Source organism: Falsirhodobacter sp. alg1, from assembly GCF_000739715.2.
In the GTDB taxonomy this organism is placed as follows: Bacteria; Pseudomonadota; Alphaproteobacteria; order Rhodobacterales; family Rhodobacteraceae; genus Falsirhodobacter.
In genome coordinates, this window is the sequence record NZ_BBJC02000003.1 from 52,692 (window position 1) to 68,236 (window position 15,545).

The following is a 15,545-nucleotide window of genomic DNA, read 5'->3' on the forward strand; positions in this document are numbered from 1 at the left end:
GTCTTCTCTTGTCTCAGTCCGGGGATCAGCTTCTACAGGTGCCGGTAGGACCGGGTTTCGATTTGCTGCCAAAGCCCAGAAGATCGACCGACAGGCCGAATTCAGTGGTTGGGTCAACACTAGACGAGGATGAGTAGTGACGCGAGAGGTAAAGATCGACCGACAAACACTCGTTACTGAACTCCGCGCCGACCGATGCGCTGGCCGCGCGATCCAGCACGAAATCATAGCGTGTCGAGGCATTTGCCTTCCATGCGTCGTTTATCTTGTAGCTGCCTGAAAAGTTCATTTCCGACAGGTCATCGTCGCGATCCTCGGTCGCGTCGGCCATGATGTAGACGTAGGAGGCCGAAAGGGTGAACAGGTCGATCTCGCTGTCCATGCGCATTTCGGATTTGGTCACATCGAAGGTGTCGTCGAATAATGTCCGGTTGGTCAGGACCAGACCCTCTCCCATGATGATCTGGAATTGCGTCATCCAGTCGCTGGTCTTGCCATCAAGCCCTGAGGCGGCGGTGAACTGATCCAGATCGCTGTCACGGAATGTCCGCCCGACGATGGTGCCAAAGCTCCAGCCCGAGGCGGCAACACGGGTGTATTGCAGGCCCAGATTCATCCGCGCGCCGCGTTCATAGGCATCATAGCCAGAATAGCGGTTCAAGGAGAACAGGTTGGTTTCGTCGAATTCGACCAGCGTACTGTCTTCATTCGGGACATCGTTGGAATCGCTCGGGCTCCAGACAAGCTGCGCGATCGGGCTGAGGATCTGGCTTGTCCCGTTGGAATCGTTGCGCACCCAGGGCCAGCGGAATTCCACACCGACCGAGCCGTTCAGCTCTCCGTATGTGCCCTCGTATTCGGCATCCTCGTCGATATTGTAGATGTCTCCGGCCAGCTCTCCCATCGTGGTGCCGAGAATACCGGCGGGCAGAACATAGTTGCGCCGCCAGTCCAGCCGGACCGATGCCCGCTGCGTGTCGCGGCCGTCCGCAATATCATCGTCATCGTCATCGGTGTCATAATCCAGATGAGATGTGCGCGTGGCGCTATGCACCTGGAATTCCAGCCCGGCCTCACCGCCCAGGGGGCCGCCGGTGAAACGGCGGTGCAGCGTGGCATCGGCCACCTGCGACGGGATGGTCGATGTCGGCTCTCCATCGCGGAGCGATTGGAAATTGATGATCCGCCCCGAGATATATTCGTTGCGCCGTGTCCGCGTGGCTTCGGCACTGCTTTCAAGACGGTCCCGTTCTTCCAGCCCGTAATCGTCCATGTATGTGTCGTCGCTGACGGTATCCACACGCAGTTTGAGCACGTAATCATCGGGCAGTTTGAATTCGCCTGTCGCCAGGATATAGCCGCGCTGCCCGTCCACCAGCTCGTCGGTCGAGGAGGCGCCGTTGAATTCGATCCAGCCGCTGTTGAAGGCCTGACGGTATTTGATATCGACGGAACGGGTGTTCTTCGTGGTGTAATAGGGCGTGATCGTCAGATCGCGGCTTTCCCCCAGGGCAAAGAAGTAGGGGATCTTGATGCCGGTTCCGAAATCCGAGGTTGTCCGCACCGAGGGCTGCAATACACCACTGGAACGGGTTACGGTCGGGTCGGGCATCCGCAGGCGCGGGATATAGGCAATCGGCACGCCATAGACGCGAAGCTGGGCGTTCTCGAAATAGATCTGCCGTTCCTGCTGGTCGTGGATGATTTCCTTTGCACGGATTTCCCACAGCGGGGTCGGGTTCGTGGCGCAGATCTGGCACGAGGAGGCGACGGATCTGCCCAGCCGGGTGTAGCGGTCCCCGATGCGGTTCACCTCGCTTGCGGCTAGTTGCAGCTGGTTGTTCAGTACGACGCGGGCACTGCGAAGGATGCCGTTGGTCATGTCGCCCGAAAGCTCTGCCTGATCAGCAAGCAGGATCGCACCCTGCCCATCATCCAGCGTGATCGGGCCGGAAATCAGAAGGCTGTCCTTGGCCCGGTCATATTGGACCGAAGACGCACGAAGCCGTTGGCCCTGATAGAATATCTCTACGTTGCCGTCGGCGTTCAGGACGTTATTGCCCTGAATCCGCAGGTCATCGGCCACCAGCGTGGCCTGATCCTGCGCCAAGGCCGGCGCAGCGGGCATGGTAACGGCGAGGGCGAACAGGGCGGCGCGAAGACGCATCAGCCATCCTCCAGATGCAAAAGAAGGCCAAGCGAGGCAAGAACGGCAGCGACAGACGGAATCCATGCCGCCAGTATGACAGGTATTTGCCCGCTTTCACCCAGAACTTGGGCAAAATTGCGCAAAAAGAATACGGAAAAACCGACCAGAAGCGCGAATAGCACCTTGCTGCCGGTGCGGCCCGCGCGGGCGTGACGCATGGTGAAACCGGCTGCGATCAGGACCATTGCCGCAAGAAAGATCGGCAGGGACAGTTCGCTCTGGAACCAGACGATATGCTCGCGCGCCTGAAAGCCTGCCACTTCCAGCCCCTTGATGTACTGCGGCAGTTTCCAGATCGCGATATCGGCAGGATCGCGGAAACCGGCGCGGATGCCGTCCGGCGTCAGATCCGAGGGGATCTTGACCTCGACGGCGAAGGTAGCCGTCGCTTCGGGGTTGTCATCGTCCAGCTTCCAGCGTTTGGCGTCCTTCAAGGTCCATTGGCCGGGCGTCAGCGTGGCTTCTTCTGCTTCGGTGCGACCTGTCAGCTGGCCGTCGCGGTTGAAGTTGAGGATGGTCACGCCGCTCAGGAAGGTGCCGTTGGCGTTTGCACGCTGCGCCCTGATGACGGTCTGGCCCGTCGCGCTGCCCTGACGCAGCCACAACCCCTCACCCGAGACGGAAAGCGTGCGGGAACTGTCCTGCTCCATCCGGGCCACGACCGAGGCGTATTTGTTCGATGTTGCCGCAACCAGCGGGTTCAGCACCGCAACGACGCCCACCCCCAGAAGAAAGGCCGTGATCGCGGGGGCGGCCAGAATTCGCAATCCCGCGCGGCCCGCGGCCCGCATCACCACCAGTTCGGAAGAGCGGGACAGACCCATGAACAGGGCGATGGCCGCCAGAATGAAGATCAACGGCAGGATGGTGTACAGGCTGGAGGGGACATGCAGCAGCGCAAGCTCCATCGCCTGACCGAAGCTGACCCGGCCCGAAAAGCGGCGAAGCTGGTCCAGCAGATCGATGAGCAGCAGAATTCCGAAGAAAATCGCCGTTACCCGCAGGACCATGCGCGCAAATCTGCGGGCAACGTAAAAGCTGAGGATCATGCGCTCCGCCTCCGCTTGGGGCGTTGCGACCACCACAGCAGTGCTGCGGCGATCAGGCAGCCGAACACCGGCGCGGCATAGGCCAGAATCCAGCCCATCGCGATCTGGGGCCCGATGGACGCCGAGATGGTATTGATCAGCTGCACCACGATCAGCAGCAACACGCCGCCCGCGATCTGCCGCCATAGCCCGAACCGGCTGAACGACCCCAGAATCAGCGCCGCAAACCCGATCAACGTGGCTGCCAGGCCCAGCAGGGGCTGGGCCAGACGATCATGCCCCTCGAAGACCATCTCTGCCCGCTCACTCCGCGTTTCCTCCATTAGCGAATCGGTCGGTTGCAGCAGTTCGAGTGTGGAAAGCTCGTTCATGCGGCGTGGTCCGCGGACGGGGGTGTCAAGCATCGCGCCGATATCATAGGTGAAATCGGCAAAGCGGGTCACGGACAGCCGCCCGCTTGCCAGTGTCTGGGCCATCCCGTTCAGCATGATCAGCTTGGGGCCTGTATCGCTCCGGACCAGCAGCGAACTGGCGGCGGTATAAAGCACCTGCTCGGCACCACGATCATCCTGAAGAAACAGGCCCTCCAGCTCTCCGTTCGGGGAGATTTCCCGGATGTAGAGCGTGATGCCATCGGCCGGATGCAGAAAGGTGCCGTCCTTCACGAATTGCGCAGCAAGGCTATCGCTGACCTCGACCGTGCGGTCGGCAAGGATATTGCGGCTGAGGGGGACCAGCAGGTTCATCAGGATCAGCATCATCACGGCCACGATCATGCCGAAATAGACGACAGGCCGTGCCAGCCGGAACGAGGAGAAGCCTGTGGCCTGCATGACCACCAGTTCGGATTCCGATACCAGCCGGTTGACCGCGTAGACCGTGGCGACAAAGGCCGAGATAGGCAGCACCAGCCGGATCACATTCGGAAGGGTCAGCAACGAAAACTCGAGAAAGACAAGGGCGGACTGGCCGTCACCGATCAGCTGTTCGAACAGGCTGACGGCCGTGTTGATCCAGTAGATCGCCACAAGCACGAGCGAGAAGAAACCGAACAACTGCAAGAGTTGCGACAGCATGTATCTGTCGAATCTTGCCACTTCATCCCTCGTTCTTATCTGTTTTCCCGAAACTAGCCGAAACGCGTGGCGGGGAAAACTGCTATCTGGTTATTCCGGGGGGCAAAGACTAGGCTCACGCGGAAGTTTGCCTTGCTCTTAACCTGTTTCGCCTGACGGAGACGCCGATGACCCTGCATGTATCCCCCAAATTCGTGGAAACCGACATCGAACGGATTGCCGGCAGCACGGGCCGCATCGTCGTGTTTCTTGGCGAGGGCGGCAAGATGGGGACGGCGGCACGACATGTGGATGTGCTGACGGGCGGCCTGTTGGAGCGTGTGGCAAAATCCGACGCATTTGCCAAGCTGGGCGCGGGAGAGGGGATCGATCTGGCCTTTCCGACAGGGCTGATGGCCGACCGCCTGCAGGTTCTGCGGCTGGACAGCAAGGATGACGCCGATGCCGCCCGCAAGGCCGGGGCCGCGATCGGCCAGGCCATTAGCGCCGAGGATGCGCTGGTGCTTGCGGATGGTGTGGGTCGCGCGGCAGAGGTCGCCTTCGGCATCTCGCTGCGCGCCTACCGTTTCGAAGCCCGCAAATCGGTCAGCTCCGATAAGTTCGGCGCGGTGACCCTGATGGTGAACGGCTGTGAGGCTGTCGCTGCCGAGGCCGCTCCGCTGGCGGCATTGGCCGAGGGGGTGTGCTTTACCCGTGATCTGGTGAACGAACCGGCGAATATCCTGACCACCACCGAATTTGCCGATCGTCTGCTGGCGATGCGCGATCTGGGGCTGGAGGTTGAGGTGCTGGAAGAGGCGCAGCTGGCCGAACTGGGCATGGGCGCACTTCTGGGCGTTGGCCTCGGTTCGCCGACGCCGACCAAGATCGTGGTCATGCAGTGGAATGGCGGTGGCGAAGAGCCGCCCTTCGCGCTGATCGGCAAGGGCGTCGTATTCGATACGGGCGGCATCTCCATCAAGCCTGCGGGCGGGATGGAGGATATGACCATGGACATGGGGGGTGCCGGAACCGTGGCCGGTGTGATGCGTGCCCTGGCCCTGCGCAAGGCAAAGGCGAATGTCGTTGCCCTGGTCGGCCTGGTCGAGAATATGCCCGACGGGTTGGCGCAGCGTCCAGGTGACGTTGTCAAATCCATGAAGGGCGACACCATCGAGGTGATCAATACCGATGCCGAGGGCCGTTTGGTGCTGGCGGACGTGATGTGGTACGCGCAGGAACGTTTCAAACCGGTCGGAATGGTTGATCTGGCTACCTTGACCGGCGCGATCATCGTGGCGCTGGGCCACGAGAATGCGGGCGTATTCTCCAATGATGATTCGCTGTGCGAGGCGTTTCTTGCGGCAGCCCGCACCGAGGGAGAGGGCGCATGGCGCCTGCCGATGGGCGATGCCTATGATGCGCGTCTCAAATCCCGCGTGGCCGATATGCGCAATGTGGGCACGGGGCGTGACGGTGGTTCCATCGTGGCCGCGCAATTCCTGAAGCGCTTTGTCAAAAGCGATACGCCGTGGATCCATCTGGATATTGCGGGCACGGCCTCACTGAAGGGAAGCAGTGCCTTTGCCCCCGCAGGCGCAACCGGCTGGGGGGTTCTGGCATTGAACCGCCTGATCCGCGACCGTTTTGAGGGGTAAGCGATGCCGGTGATGTTCTATCACCTGACGCATTCAAAGCAGGAGGATACCGTGTTCACCCTGCTGTCCCGTGCGCTGGGCGCGGGATGGCGGGTGATGGTGCGCGGCAGCAATCCCGAAGGTCTGGATCATCTGGATCGGGCCCTGTGGACTGCCAGTGACGACAGTTTCCTTCCCCATGGTCGGGAAGGGGGCGCACATGATGCCCTGCAACCCGTGCTGTTGGGCACAGGAAAGGGCACGAATAATGCAAACTGCCTGATGGTGGTGGATGGGGCGGCCTTTGACCCGGCCGAGGCCGGGGCGCTGGACCGGCTGTGGGTGCTGTTTGACGGAATGGATGATGCGGCGCTGGCCCATGCCCGCGATCAGTGGCGGGCCGTGGTCGGTGCAGGCGTTGCAGCCCAATACTGGTCCGAAGAGGGGGGGCGATGGGAGAAGAAGGCCGAGCGCGGTACCGCCAGCGCGTAAGGATTCGTGCTGAAACCCCCGAGGATTATCCTGAAATCGACAATATCGTCCGTGCGGCCTATGGGCGCGTTGCAGAGGCTGCGCTGATCGATGCATTGCGATCGGACGGGGCGGTGCAGCTGGCACTGGTGGCCGAATGGCAGCAGGAGATTGTTGGTCATGTGCTGCTGGCGACCCTTGATGCGCCGTTTTCAGCCTGTGCGATGGCTCCGCTTGCCGTTGCCCCGTTGTGGCAGGATCAGGGCATCGGAACGGCGCTGGTGATGGCAGCGCTTGAGGCCCATCCCTGCAATGCCGTTTTCGTTCGCGGCGCGGAGGAGTATTTCGGGCGGTTCGGGTTTTCGTCGGCCAAAGCTGCGGGATATGCCTGCGCCTTTGCCGGACCCTCCTTGCTGGTGCGTGCGGCGGATGATGTTCCGCCGACGGGGCAACTGTTCTATCCGCAGGCCTTTGCCGCGCTTGCCTAGCGGCGCAGAACCATCCGGTCGCCGGAAATCTCCATATGGAACTGGCCGAGATAACTCATCCCCAGGAGGGATTCATTCAGCTCTCCGCCGTTGACGTAAGCCACGACATTGCGGTCCATGAATTGCCCCAGAGTGACGGAGGCCAGTTTGACCCGGGCCGTGGCCACGACACCATTGGCCGTATTGGCCGTGCCCAGATAGTGCAGATTACCCGGCTCAAGGCCGGCACGTTCGGCATCCCGTTCCGACAGCACGATACCCGAAGCGCCGGTATCCACCAGAAAGCGGATGTTCGTACCGTTCACATTCACGGTCAGATAGTAATGCCCGTCGGCGGCGCGGGGAATTTCAAGCGAATCCGCCTTGGCGATCTGGCGGGTCGGGGTCAGGGTGGGGCCCATCTCTGTCCACAGGCCATAGCCTGCGGCCACAGCCAGAAAGATCAGGCCCCATGCGACCAGCGTCCGCAGCGCTGCCCCCATCCGTCCGCGATATTCGACGACGATCCAGCTGCCGACAAAGACCAGCAGCAACGCAAGGTATCCCAGGCGCCCCAGATCGTAGCCGTCCATCGGCTCAGCCTGCCGCTTCGAGCTTGCTCTGGGCGCGCAGCCACATGTCTTCCGCCCGGTCCAGCGCCTCCATCACCTCGGCGTATTTCTTCTGCCAGACTTCGGCTTCGGCCGGCCGTTCGTACAGCTCGGGGTTGGCCAGTTTGGTTGCCAGCTTCTCACGCATATCGGTCAGCTTGCCGACCCGCTCTTCGCATTTGCGAACCTCGGCCTTCATGGCTTGGGTATCTTCGCGACTGACGGCTTTCTTCTTGGGTGCCGCTTTGGGTTTCTCGGGTTCATCCCCGGAAAGCAGCATCTTGCGATAGGCTTCCAGATCCTGATCGAAGGGGTTTACGGCCCCGTCCTTTACCAGCCAGAGCCTGTCCGCCACCAGCGACAGCAGGTGCATGTCGTGGCTGACAAGGATGACCGCGCCGGAGTATCCGTTCAGCGCCTCGGTCAGGGCCTCGCGGCTCTCCATGTCGAGGTGGTTGGTCGGTTCGTCAAGGATCAGCAGATGCGGCGCATCCAGCGTGGCCAGCAGCAGCGACAGCCGTGCCTTTTGCCCGCCCGAAAGGCGCCCCACGGCCGTTTCCGCCTGATCCGCGCCAAGCCCGAATCCGGCAAGCCTTGCGCGCAGGCGCGGTTGCCCTTCGGCAGGGCGCATGGCCTGAAGGTGTTGCAATGGCGTTTCATCGACATGCAGCTCATCAACCTGATGCTGCGCAAAATAGCCGATACGCAATTTGGAAGATCGCGTCACATTGCCATCGATCACCGGCAGTTTGCCCGCCAGCATCTTGGAAAGGGTGGATTTCCCCTCACCGTTGCGGCCCAGAAGGGCGATCCGGTCATCCTGATCCACCCGCAGCGACAGCCGCCGCAGCACCGGTTTGCCGTCATAGCCCACGGAGGCGCCATCCATATTGATGATGGGCGGTGACAGTTCTTCGGGTTCGGGGAAGGTGAACACCTGTTTCCGCGCCTCTTCGGGCGGGGTGATGGTTTCCATCTTCTCCAGCATCTTCACGCGCGATTGCGCCTGAACGGCCTTGGAGGCCTTGGCCTTGAACCTGTCGACAAAGCTTTGCAGGTGGGCCCGGCGTGCGTCCTGCTTCTTGGCCTCGGCGGCCTGTACGGCACGGCGTTCGGCCATCTGGCGGGCAAACTGGTCGTAGGGCCCGGTCCAGTAGGTCAGCTTCTTGCTGTCCAGATGCAGGATGCCTTGAACTGCCCGGTTCAGCAGGCCCCGATCATGCGAAATGATCAGAACGGTATGCGGATATTTCTGGAGATAGCTTTCCAGCCACAGCGCCCCTTCAAGATCCAGATAGTTGGTCGGCTCGTCCAGCAGCAGCAGGTCCGGCTGGGCAAAAAGCACGCCCGCCAGCGCCACGCGCATCCGCCAGCCCCCCGAGAAATCGGAGCAGGGGCGCAGCTGCGCCTCGGCATCGAAGCCCAGACCCTTCAGGATCTGCGAGGCGCGCCCTTCGGCGGACCAGGCATCGATATCGCTCAGCCGTGTCTGCACCTCGGCAATACGTGCGGGATCGGTGGCGGTTTCGGCCTCGGCCAGCAATTCGGCCCGTTCGGTATCGGCGGCAAGCACCGTATCCAGAAGCGAGGTCGAGGAGGAAGGTACCTCCTGTGCCACGCCACCGATCCTTGCGCGGGAGGGGAGGCTGATCTCACCCCCTTCCAGCGCCAGTTCGCTCTTGATAAGGCGGAACAGCGTGGTTTTACCCGCCCCGTTCCGACCCACGAGCCCGACCTTGTGGCCGGTGGGGATGGTTGCCGAAGCGTTCTCGAAGAGCGGGCGGCCTTCGATCGAATATGTGATATCTGAAATGCGAAGCATCCGTCCCGCTTGCCCTAAGCGTGCGTAAACGTCAATGTGGTACAGCTACGCGCTGCGGCGGCCCATGGCGGCTTTGGGGTGTACAGGACGACGATTGAAATGGATTTCAGGCGGTATTGAGACTATAGCCGCCCGAATGACTGCTGCGGGGAAAGAGTGTTATGACCAAGGGCTGGACAAAATCTGATTGGCGCGCGAAGCCGCGCATCCAGATGCCGGATTATCCCGATCAGGCTGCGTTGAATGCAGTCGAAGCGCAGCTGACCCAATATCCACCGCTGGTCTTTGCCGGAGAGGCCCGCAAACTGCGTGCCCAGCTGGCGGATGTTGCCAAGGGGAATGCATTCCTGCTGCAGGGCGGCGATTGTGCCGAAAGCTTTGCCGAATTCGGCGCGGTGAACATCCGTGACACGTTCAAGGTCATGCTCCAGATGGCCGTTGTGCTGACCTATGGCGCCAAGGTGCCGGTGGTAAAGGTCGGGCGCATGGCAGGCCAGTTCGCCAAGCCACGATCCTCCGCCACCGAGGTCGTGGACGGAACGGAACTGCCGAGCTACCGCGGTGACATCATCAACGGGTTCGATTTCACGCCCGAGGCGCGCATTCCGGATCCGCAGCGCATGTTGCAGGCCTATACGCAGGCCGCGGCATCCCTGAATCTTGTGCGCGCGTTCTCTACCGGCGGATTTGCCGATATCCACCGCGTTCACGCATGGACACTCGGCTTTGCCGAGCATGACAAGGCGCAGAAATACCGTGAACTGTCGAACCGCATTTCCGATGCGCTCGACTTCATGACGGCGGCCGGCGTGAATGCCTGTACCGCCCATTCGCTGTCCTCGGTCGATTTCTACACCAGCCACGAAGCACTGTTGTTGGAATACGAAGAGGCACTGTGCCGCATCGATTCCATCTCGGACCAGCCGGTGGCCGGATCCGGCCATATGATCTGGATCGGAGATCGCACGCGTCAGCCCGACGGGGCGCATGTGGAATTCTGCCAGGGTGTATTGAACCCGATCGGGCTGAAATGCGGCCCCTCCACCACGGCGGAGGATCTGAAGGTCCTGATGGCCAAGCTGAACCCTGAAAACGAGGCAGGCCGTCTGACGCTGATCGCCCGGTTCGGCGCGGGGCAGGTCGGTGACCATCTGCCACGGTTGATCAAGGCGGTGCAGGAAGAGGGGGCGAATGTCGTCTGGTCCTGTGATCCGATGCATGGAAATACCATCAAGTCATCCTCGGGCTACAAGACCCGCCCGTTCGATAGTGTCCTGCGTGAGGTGCATGAATTCTTTGGCATCCACCGTGCCGAAGGGACGATCCCCGGCGGCGTGCATTTCGAGATGACGGGGCAGGATGTCACCGAATGTACCGGTGGCCTTCGCGATGTCACGGATGAGGATCTGTCGGCGCGCTACCATACCGCCTGTGATCCGCGGCTGAACGCCAACCAGGCGCTGGAACTGGCATTCCTTGTGTCGGAAGAACTGTCGTCGCTGCGTAACGAGCGTCTGCGCGCTGCACAATGATCATATCCTGTACGGCGCGGTTGGAATCCGCGCCGTACAAGGCTATGTCCCGCAAGGAAAAACGCAGGAGCGAGCCATGACGCGCTACGAATACAAAGTCATTCCGGCCCCGACCAAGGGTGAAAAGGCGCGAGGTGTCCGTTCGGCGTCCGAGCGGTTTGCCCTTGCCTTGTCCGGGGTCATGAACACCATGGGGCGCGATGGTTGGGAATATGTCCGCGCCGAGAGCCTTCCGGCGGAAGAGCGTTCGGGCTGGACGCGTCGTGCCACGGTTGTGCAGCATATTCTGGTTTTCCGCCGGTCGATGGGCGATGACACAGTTCGTGTCGGGTCCAGCACGGTGCCTGTGCAGGATAATCCCGCACGTCCGCCTGTCGCCAATGCCGAGGGTGTATCAAAGCCGATCGGCCCGGCTGCGCGCGGGGCCTAGGCCCGCGCTGCCGCCAATGCCAAGGGAAGGGCTGCTGCAAAGCGGCCCAGATCCTCGGGTGTTCCCGCACTGACGCGGATGCAGCGGTTATGGGGTGGAACAAACGGCATGCGGACAAAGATGTCGCGGGCCAGAAGTTCCTCCATCACCCGGCGTGCGAATTCGCCGTCCGCACCACAATCCATCGTCACAAAATTGGTGGCCGAGGGCAGGGCAACCAGCCCGTTTTCTGCGGCAATCTGCGCCAATGTCTCACGCGCAGCCCCTATTTCCGTGCGGATGTTATCGAGCCAATCCACATCGGCAATCGAGGCAAGGGCACCGGCCTGCGCGATCCGGTTGACGCCGAAATGATTGCGGACCTTGTTGAATGACCGGATCAGATCTTCGGCCCCGATGGCATATCCGATCCGTGCTCCGGCAAGACCATAGGCCTTGGAAAAGGTGCGCATCCGAATGACCCGCGGATCGTTTGCCGCGATTTGCGGTGCCGTTCCATCAGGCGCAAGCTCGACATAGGCCTCATCCAGAATCAGCAGCGCCCCGGCGGGCAGGGCATCAAGTAGGCGCAGAATGGCCCTTGCCGGATGATGGCTGCCCATCGGATTGTCGGGGTTTGCGATATAGACCAGCTTGGCATCGACCTCGGCCGCACGTCTTGCGAGGGCTTCGGGGTCCTCGAAGTTGCCGGCATAGGGCACCTTGTGCAGCACCCCGCCGAACCCCGCCACGTGGAAGTTGAAAGTGGGATAGGCCCCGTCCGATGTTACCACCGCATCGCCTGCGCCGATGGTCAGACGGACCAACAACCCCAGCAGGCCGTCGATCCCCTCTCCGACAACAATGTTTTCAGGCGCGACCCCGTGCCGGGCTGCCAAGGCATCGCGCAATTCACGGGATTCGGAATCGCCATACATCCAGACATCGCCAACCGCCCGCTCCATTGCCTTTACCGCATGGGGGGAGGGGCCGAAGACACTTTCATTCGCCCCCAGCCGGGCCTTGAACGGCTTGCCCCGCGCCCGTTCCTGGGTTTCGGGGCCGACGAAGGGCACGGTGGAGGGCAGACTTTGCACCAGCGGTGTGTAGCGGGGCATGGTCCGTTATCCTAGCTGACGCAGGGCGGCTTGCAGCTTTTCAGCCTCGGCCTGCTGGATGGCAAGGTTCTCGCGCGCCTCGACCACCACCTCTTCGGGCGCGGATGCGATGAACTTGGGGTTGTTCAGCCGTCCCTTGATGCCCCCCATGTCCTTTTCCAGCTTCTGCATCGTCTTTTCCAGCCGCGCCTTTTCTGCGGCGATGTCGATGACGCCTTCCAGCGGAATGGCAAAGGTTGCCCCCTCGACGGCGATGGTGATGGCGGCAGAGGGGATCGCATCCGCCTCGGTCAACGAGGCGATGCGGGCCAGACGTGCAATCAGGGCCTCGTTCCGGTCCCACGCAGCGCGGGCCGCAGCGTCCATGCCGATGGCCTGTGCGTCCAGTTTCATCCCGACGGGAACACGTACCTGCGCGCGCGCTGAACGGATGCCCTCGATGACCGAGATGACCCAGGTCATTTCGCGCATTGCCTGCGGATCGGCCAGATCGCCGTATTCGGGCCAATCGGTATGGACCAGCGGTTTGGCACGCGTACCTGTCGTGCCCCACAGTTCTTCGGTGACGAAGGGCATGATCGGATGCAGCAGGATCATGCACTGATCCAGAACCCATGCCATCGTCCGGCGGGTTTCATCGGCAACCTCACCGTCGAACAGCGGCTTGGCAAATTCCACGTACCAGTCACAGACCTTGCCCCATACAAAGGCATAGAGCGCATTGGCCGCAGCATCGAAACGATAGGTTTCCAGTGCCGTATTCACCTCGGCCAGAACGGCGGCGGTTTCCCCGATAATCCAGCGGTTGACCTGTGCCGTTGCCTCGGGCGGGGTGGCGGTGGTGGTGTGGTTTTCCCATACGCCGTTCATCTCGGCAAAGCGGCAGGCATTCCACAGCTTGGTGCCGAAATTGCGGTAGCCTGCGATGCGTGCCGTCGACAGTTTCAGGTCACGGCCCATCGCAGCCATGGCTGTCACGGTAAAGCGGACGGCATCGGCGCCGTATTCGTCGATCAGTTCCAGCGGATCGAGCACATTGCCCAGCGACTTGGACATTTTCTTGCCCTTTTCGTCACGGACAAGGGCGTGGACATAGACCGTCTTGAACGGCACCTGATCCACGACGGCAAGCTGCATCATCATCATCCGGGCCACCCAGAAGAAGATGATGTCGAACCCTGTAACCAGAACATTGGTCGGGAAATACTTCTGCAGTTCCGGCGTCTGTTCGGGCCAGCCAAGCGTTCCGATCGGCCAGAGCCCTGAAGAGAACCACGTATCCAGAACGTCAGGGTCACGCCAGTACCCCACACCCGCCACGTCGGGCGATTGTGCGCCGTTGCCTGCGATTGCGGCATCACGGTTCTCGGCGGGGATCAGGGCATATTCGCCATAATAGTCGCGCATCTGGGCGCGGGCCTCGTCCTCGGAGGCGGCGCAGAAGGACACGGTTTCGGACCAGTCGAAGGGCATGGTGCCTGCCTCCTCGGCCGGAACCTTGCGCGGGCCGTACCAGACCGGGATCTGGTGGCCCCACCACAGCTGCCGGGAGATGCACCAGGGTTCGATGTTCTCCAGCCAGTGGAAATAGACCTTGGCATCCCGCTCGGGCAGGATCTGCGTATCACCGTTGCGTACGGCATCAAGGGCAGGGCTCACGATCTTGTCAGTGGCAACGAACCATTGGTCGGTCAGCATGGGTTCGATGACAACCTTGGAGCGATCTCCGAAAGGCTGCATGATCGGCTTGGATTCAACCACCGGTACGCGTGTCAGATGTTCCGAGCCGGTATCCTCGTCAATGGATTTGACCAGTTCGGTTACGGCAAGGCCGGCGGCGGTGATGTCGGCCACGACGGCGGCGCGGGCGGTTTCCCGATCCATGCCGCGGTATTTGGCGGGCACGAGGTTGAGGGCATCGACCTCTACCTCGTTCGTCGGGGAACCTTCCGCAATCTCACGGGCCCGGGCCACGCAATCCTCATAGGATGCGCCATCGGCCCGCATTGTGCCTTTGGTGTCCATCAGCCGGTACATCGGCAGGTTGGCGCGCTTTGCCACCTGATAATCGTTGAAATCATGCGCGCCGGTAATCTTCACCGCGCCCGAGCCGAAGGCCGGATCGGGATATTCGTCGGAAATGATCGGGATCAGCCGGTCGCACAGCGGCAGATGCACCATCTTGCCCACGATCGGCGCGTAGCGGGCATCGGACGGATGGACCGCGACAGCGCCATCGCCCAGCATGGTTTCGGGCCGGGTCGTTGCGATGGAGATATAGTCGCGTGTTTCGCGGAAGGTGACGGTGCCATCCTCGTCCTTTTCCACGTATTCATAGGTTTCACCGCCCGCGAGGCGATATTTGAAATGCCACATATGGCCGGGGGTCTCGATGTTCTCGACCTCCAGATCCGAAATGGCGGTTTCGAAATGAGGGTCCCAGTTCACCAGCCGCTTGCCGCGATAGATCAGGCCCTTGCGGAACATTTCCACAAAGACCTTCGTCACGGCCTCGGGGAAGTTGCCCGACATGGTGAAGGCTTCCCGCTCCCAATCACAGGATGCGCCGAGGCGTTTGAGCTGGTTGACGATGGTCCCGCCGGATTTGTCCTTCCATTCCCAGACCTTGTCCAGAAATGCCTCACGGCCCAATTCGCGGCGCGTTGGCTGGTTGGTACGGGCCAGTTCGCGTTCCACCACCATCTGCGTAGCGATGCCCGCATGGTCGGTGCCCGGCTGCCACAGCGTGTCGAACCCGCGCATCCGGTGCCAGCGCACCAGAATGTCCTGCAACGTGTTGTTGAATGCATGGCCCATGTGCAGGCTGCCCGTGACGTTGGGCGGCGGGATCATGATGCAAAAGGTTTCCTCACGCGAGGCATTGGCACCGGCCTTGAAGGCCCCCATCGCCTCCCACATTGCGGCAAGGCGGGCTTCGGCCTCGGCGGCGTTAAACGTCTTTTCCATCGGCATCTTTGGACATTCCCGTATCTAGTTGCGCATGGAATACAGTCTGATGCGGCAAAGGCCAAGACCGCAGCAAGGATGCGTAAAAACAGGGGTGCGAAATTAACCGCCGACGCGTCATAAAAGTACTAGCCAAGCGTGTGAATATGCCCCATATGCGGCTTCCACGATTTTTCAGGAAAGGGCGGGATCGCCGCA

At 61.4% G+C, this 15,545-nt stretch carries 12 protein-coding genes; 5 read left to right on the forward strand and 7 right to left on the reverse strand.

Translation table 11 applies throughout. The features are described from left to right. Positions 1 to 25 precede the first annotated feature (25 nt). Genes TR36_RS06715 through lptF form a run of 3 tightly spaced genes read right to left on the reverse strand, consistent with a single transcriptional unit; the run spans position 26 to position 4,355 of the window. The gene (locus TR36_RS06715) at positions 26 to 2,167 is read right to left on the reverse strand and encodes an LPS-assembly protein LptD (RefSeq protein ID WP_045390790.1); all 2,142 of its coding nucleotides are present in this window, start codon (positions 2,165 to 2,167) and stop codon (positions 26 to 28) included. Further along, positions 2,167 to 3,258 carry an LPS export ABC transporter permease LptG gene (gene lptG, locus TR36_RS06720; protein ID WP_045390787.1) on the reverse strand — a complete coding sequence of 364 codons (1,092 nt, stop codon included), beginning with the start codon at positions 3,256 to 3,258 and terminating at the stop codon, positions 2,167 to 2,169. Before lptG ends, TR36_RS06715 begins: the two co-directional genes overlap by 1 nt. Continuing rightward, a complete protein-coding gene (gene lptF, locus TR36_RS06725; protein WP_045390784.1) occupies positions 3,255 to 4,355 on the reverse strand; it encodes an LPS export ABC transporter permease LptF in 1,101 nt (366 codons plus the stop codon). The genes lptG and lptF overlap by 4 nt, the downstream gene beginning before the upstream one ends. A gap of 146 nt (positions 4,356 to 4,501) precedes the next feature. On the opposite strand from lptF, the gene TR36_RS06730 reads away from it, so the two are divergent. Genes TR36_RS06730 through TR36_RS06740 form a run of 3 tightly spaced genes read left to right on the forward strand, consistent with a single transcriptional unit; the run spans position 4,502 to position 6,909 of the window. Further along, complete coding sequence (locus TR36_RS06730; RefSeq protein WP_045390781.1) at positions 4,502 to 5,971, forward strand: leucyl aminopeptidase; 1,470 nt, start codon at positions 4,502 to 4,504, stop codon at positions 5,969 to 5,971. A gap of 12 nt (positions 5,972 to 5,983) precedes the next feature. Continuing rightward, positions 5,984 to 6,442 (forward strand): DNA polymerase III subunit chi, encoded by a 459-nt coding sequence (locus tag TR36_RS06735; protein ID WP_045391006.1) that lies wholly within the window; start codon positions 5,984 to 5,986, stop codon positions 6,440 to 6,442. Then, positions 6,403 to 6,909 carry a GNAT family N-acetyltransferase gene (locus TR36_RS06740; protein WP_045390778.1) on the forward strand — a complete coding sequence of 169 codons (507 nt, stop codon included), beginning with the start codon at positions 6,403 to 6,405 and terminating at the stop codon, positions 6,907 to 6,909. Before TR36_RS06735 ends, TR36_RS06740 begins: the two co-directional genes overlap by 40 nt. Here the strand turns inward: TR36_RS06740 and TR36_RS06745 are convergent. Then, complete coding sequence (locus TR36_RS06745) at positions 6,906 to 7,481, reverse strand: TIGR02281 family clan AA aspartic protease (protein WP_045390775.1); 576 nt, start codon at positions 7,479 to 7,481, stop codon at positions 6,906 to 6,908. The two genes, TR36_RS06740 and TR36_RS06745, sit on opposite strands and share 4 nt — an antisense overlap. A 4-nt stretch (positions 7,482 to 7,485) precedes the next feature. Next, on the reverse strand, positions 7,486 to 9,321 hold the full coding sequence (locus TR36_RS06750; protein WP_045390773.1) for an ABC-F family ATP-binding cassette domain-containing protein: 1,836 nt from the start codon (positions 9,319 to 9,321) through the stop codon (positions 7,486 to 7,488). Between the two features lie 161 nt (positions 9,322 to 9,482). Between TR36_RS06750 and TR36_RS06755 the strand changes: the two genes are divergently transcribed. Continuing rightward, positions 9,483 to 10,853, forward strand: a complete 1,371-nt coding sequence (locus tag TR36_RS06755; protein ID WP_045390770.1) for a class II 3-deoxy-7-phosphoheptulonate synthase — start codon at positions 9,483 to 9,485, stop codon at positions 10,851 to 10,853. A gap of 76 nt (positions 10,854 to 10,929) precedes the next feature. Next, the gene (locus TR36_RS06760) at positions 10,930 to 11,283 is read left to right on the forward strand and encodes a DUF4177 domain-containing protein (RefSeq protein ID WP_062762794.1); all 354 of its coding nucleotides are present in this window, start codon (positions 10,930 to 10,932) and stop codon (positions 11,281 to 11,283) included. Here the strand turns inward: TR36_RS06760 and TR36_RS06765 are convergent. Together TR36_RS06765 and TR36_RS06770 are read right to left on the reverse strand one after the other, a co-directional pair. After that, entirely contained in the window at positions 11,280 to 12,380 is a 1,101-nt protein-coding gene (locus TR36_RS06765; RefSeq protein WP_062762797.1) for a pyridoxal phosphate-dependent aminotransferase, read from the reverse strand. The two genes, TR36_RS06760 and TR36_RS06765, sit on opposite strands and share 4 nt — an antisense overlap. A gap of 6 nt (positions 12,381 to 12,386) precedes the next feature. After that, positions 12,387 to 15,353 (reverse strand): valine--tRNA ligase, encoded by a 2,967-nt coding sequence (locus tag TR36_RS06770; RefSeq protein WP_062762800.1) that lies wholly within the window; start codon positions 15,351 to 15,353, stop codon positions 12,387 to 12,389. Between the last annotated feature and the right edge of the window lie 192 nt (positions 15,354 to 15,545).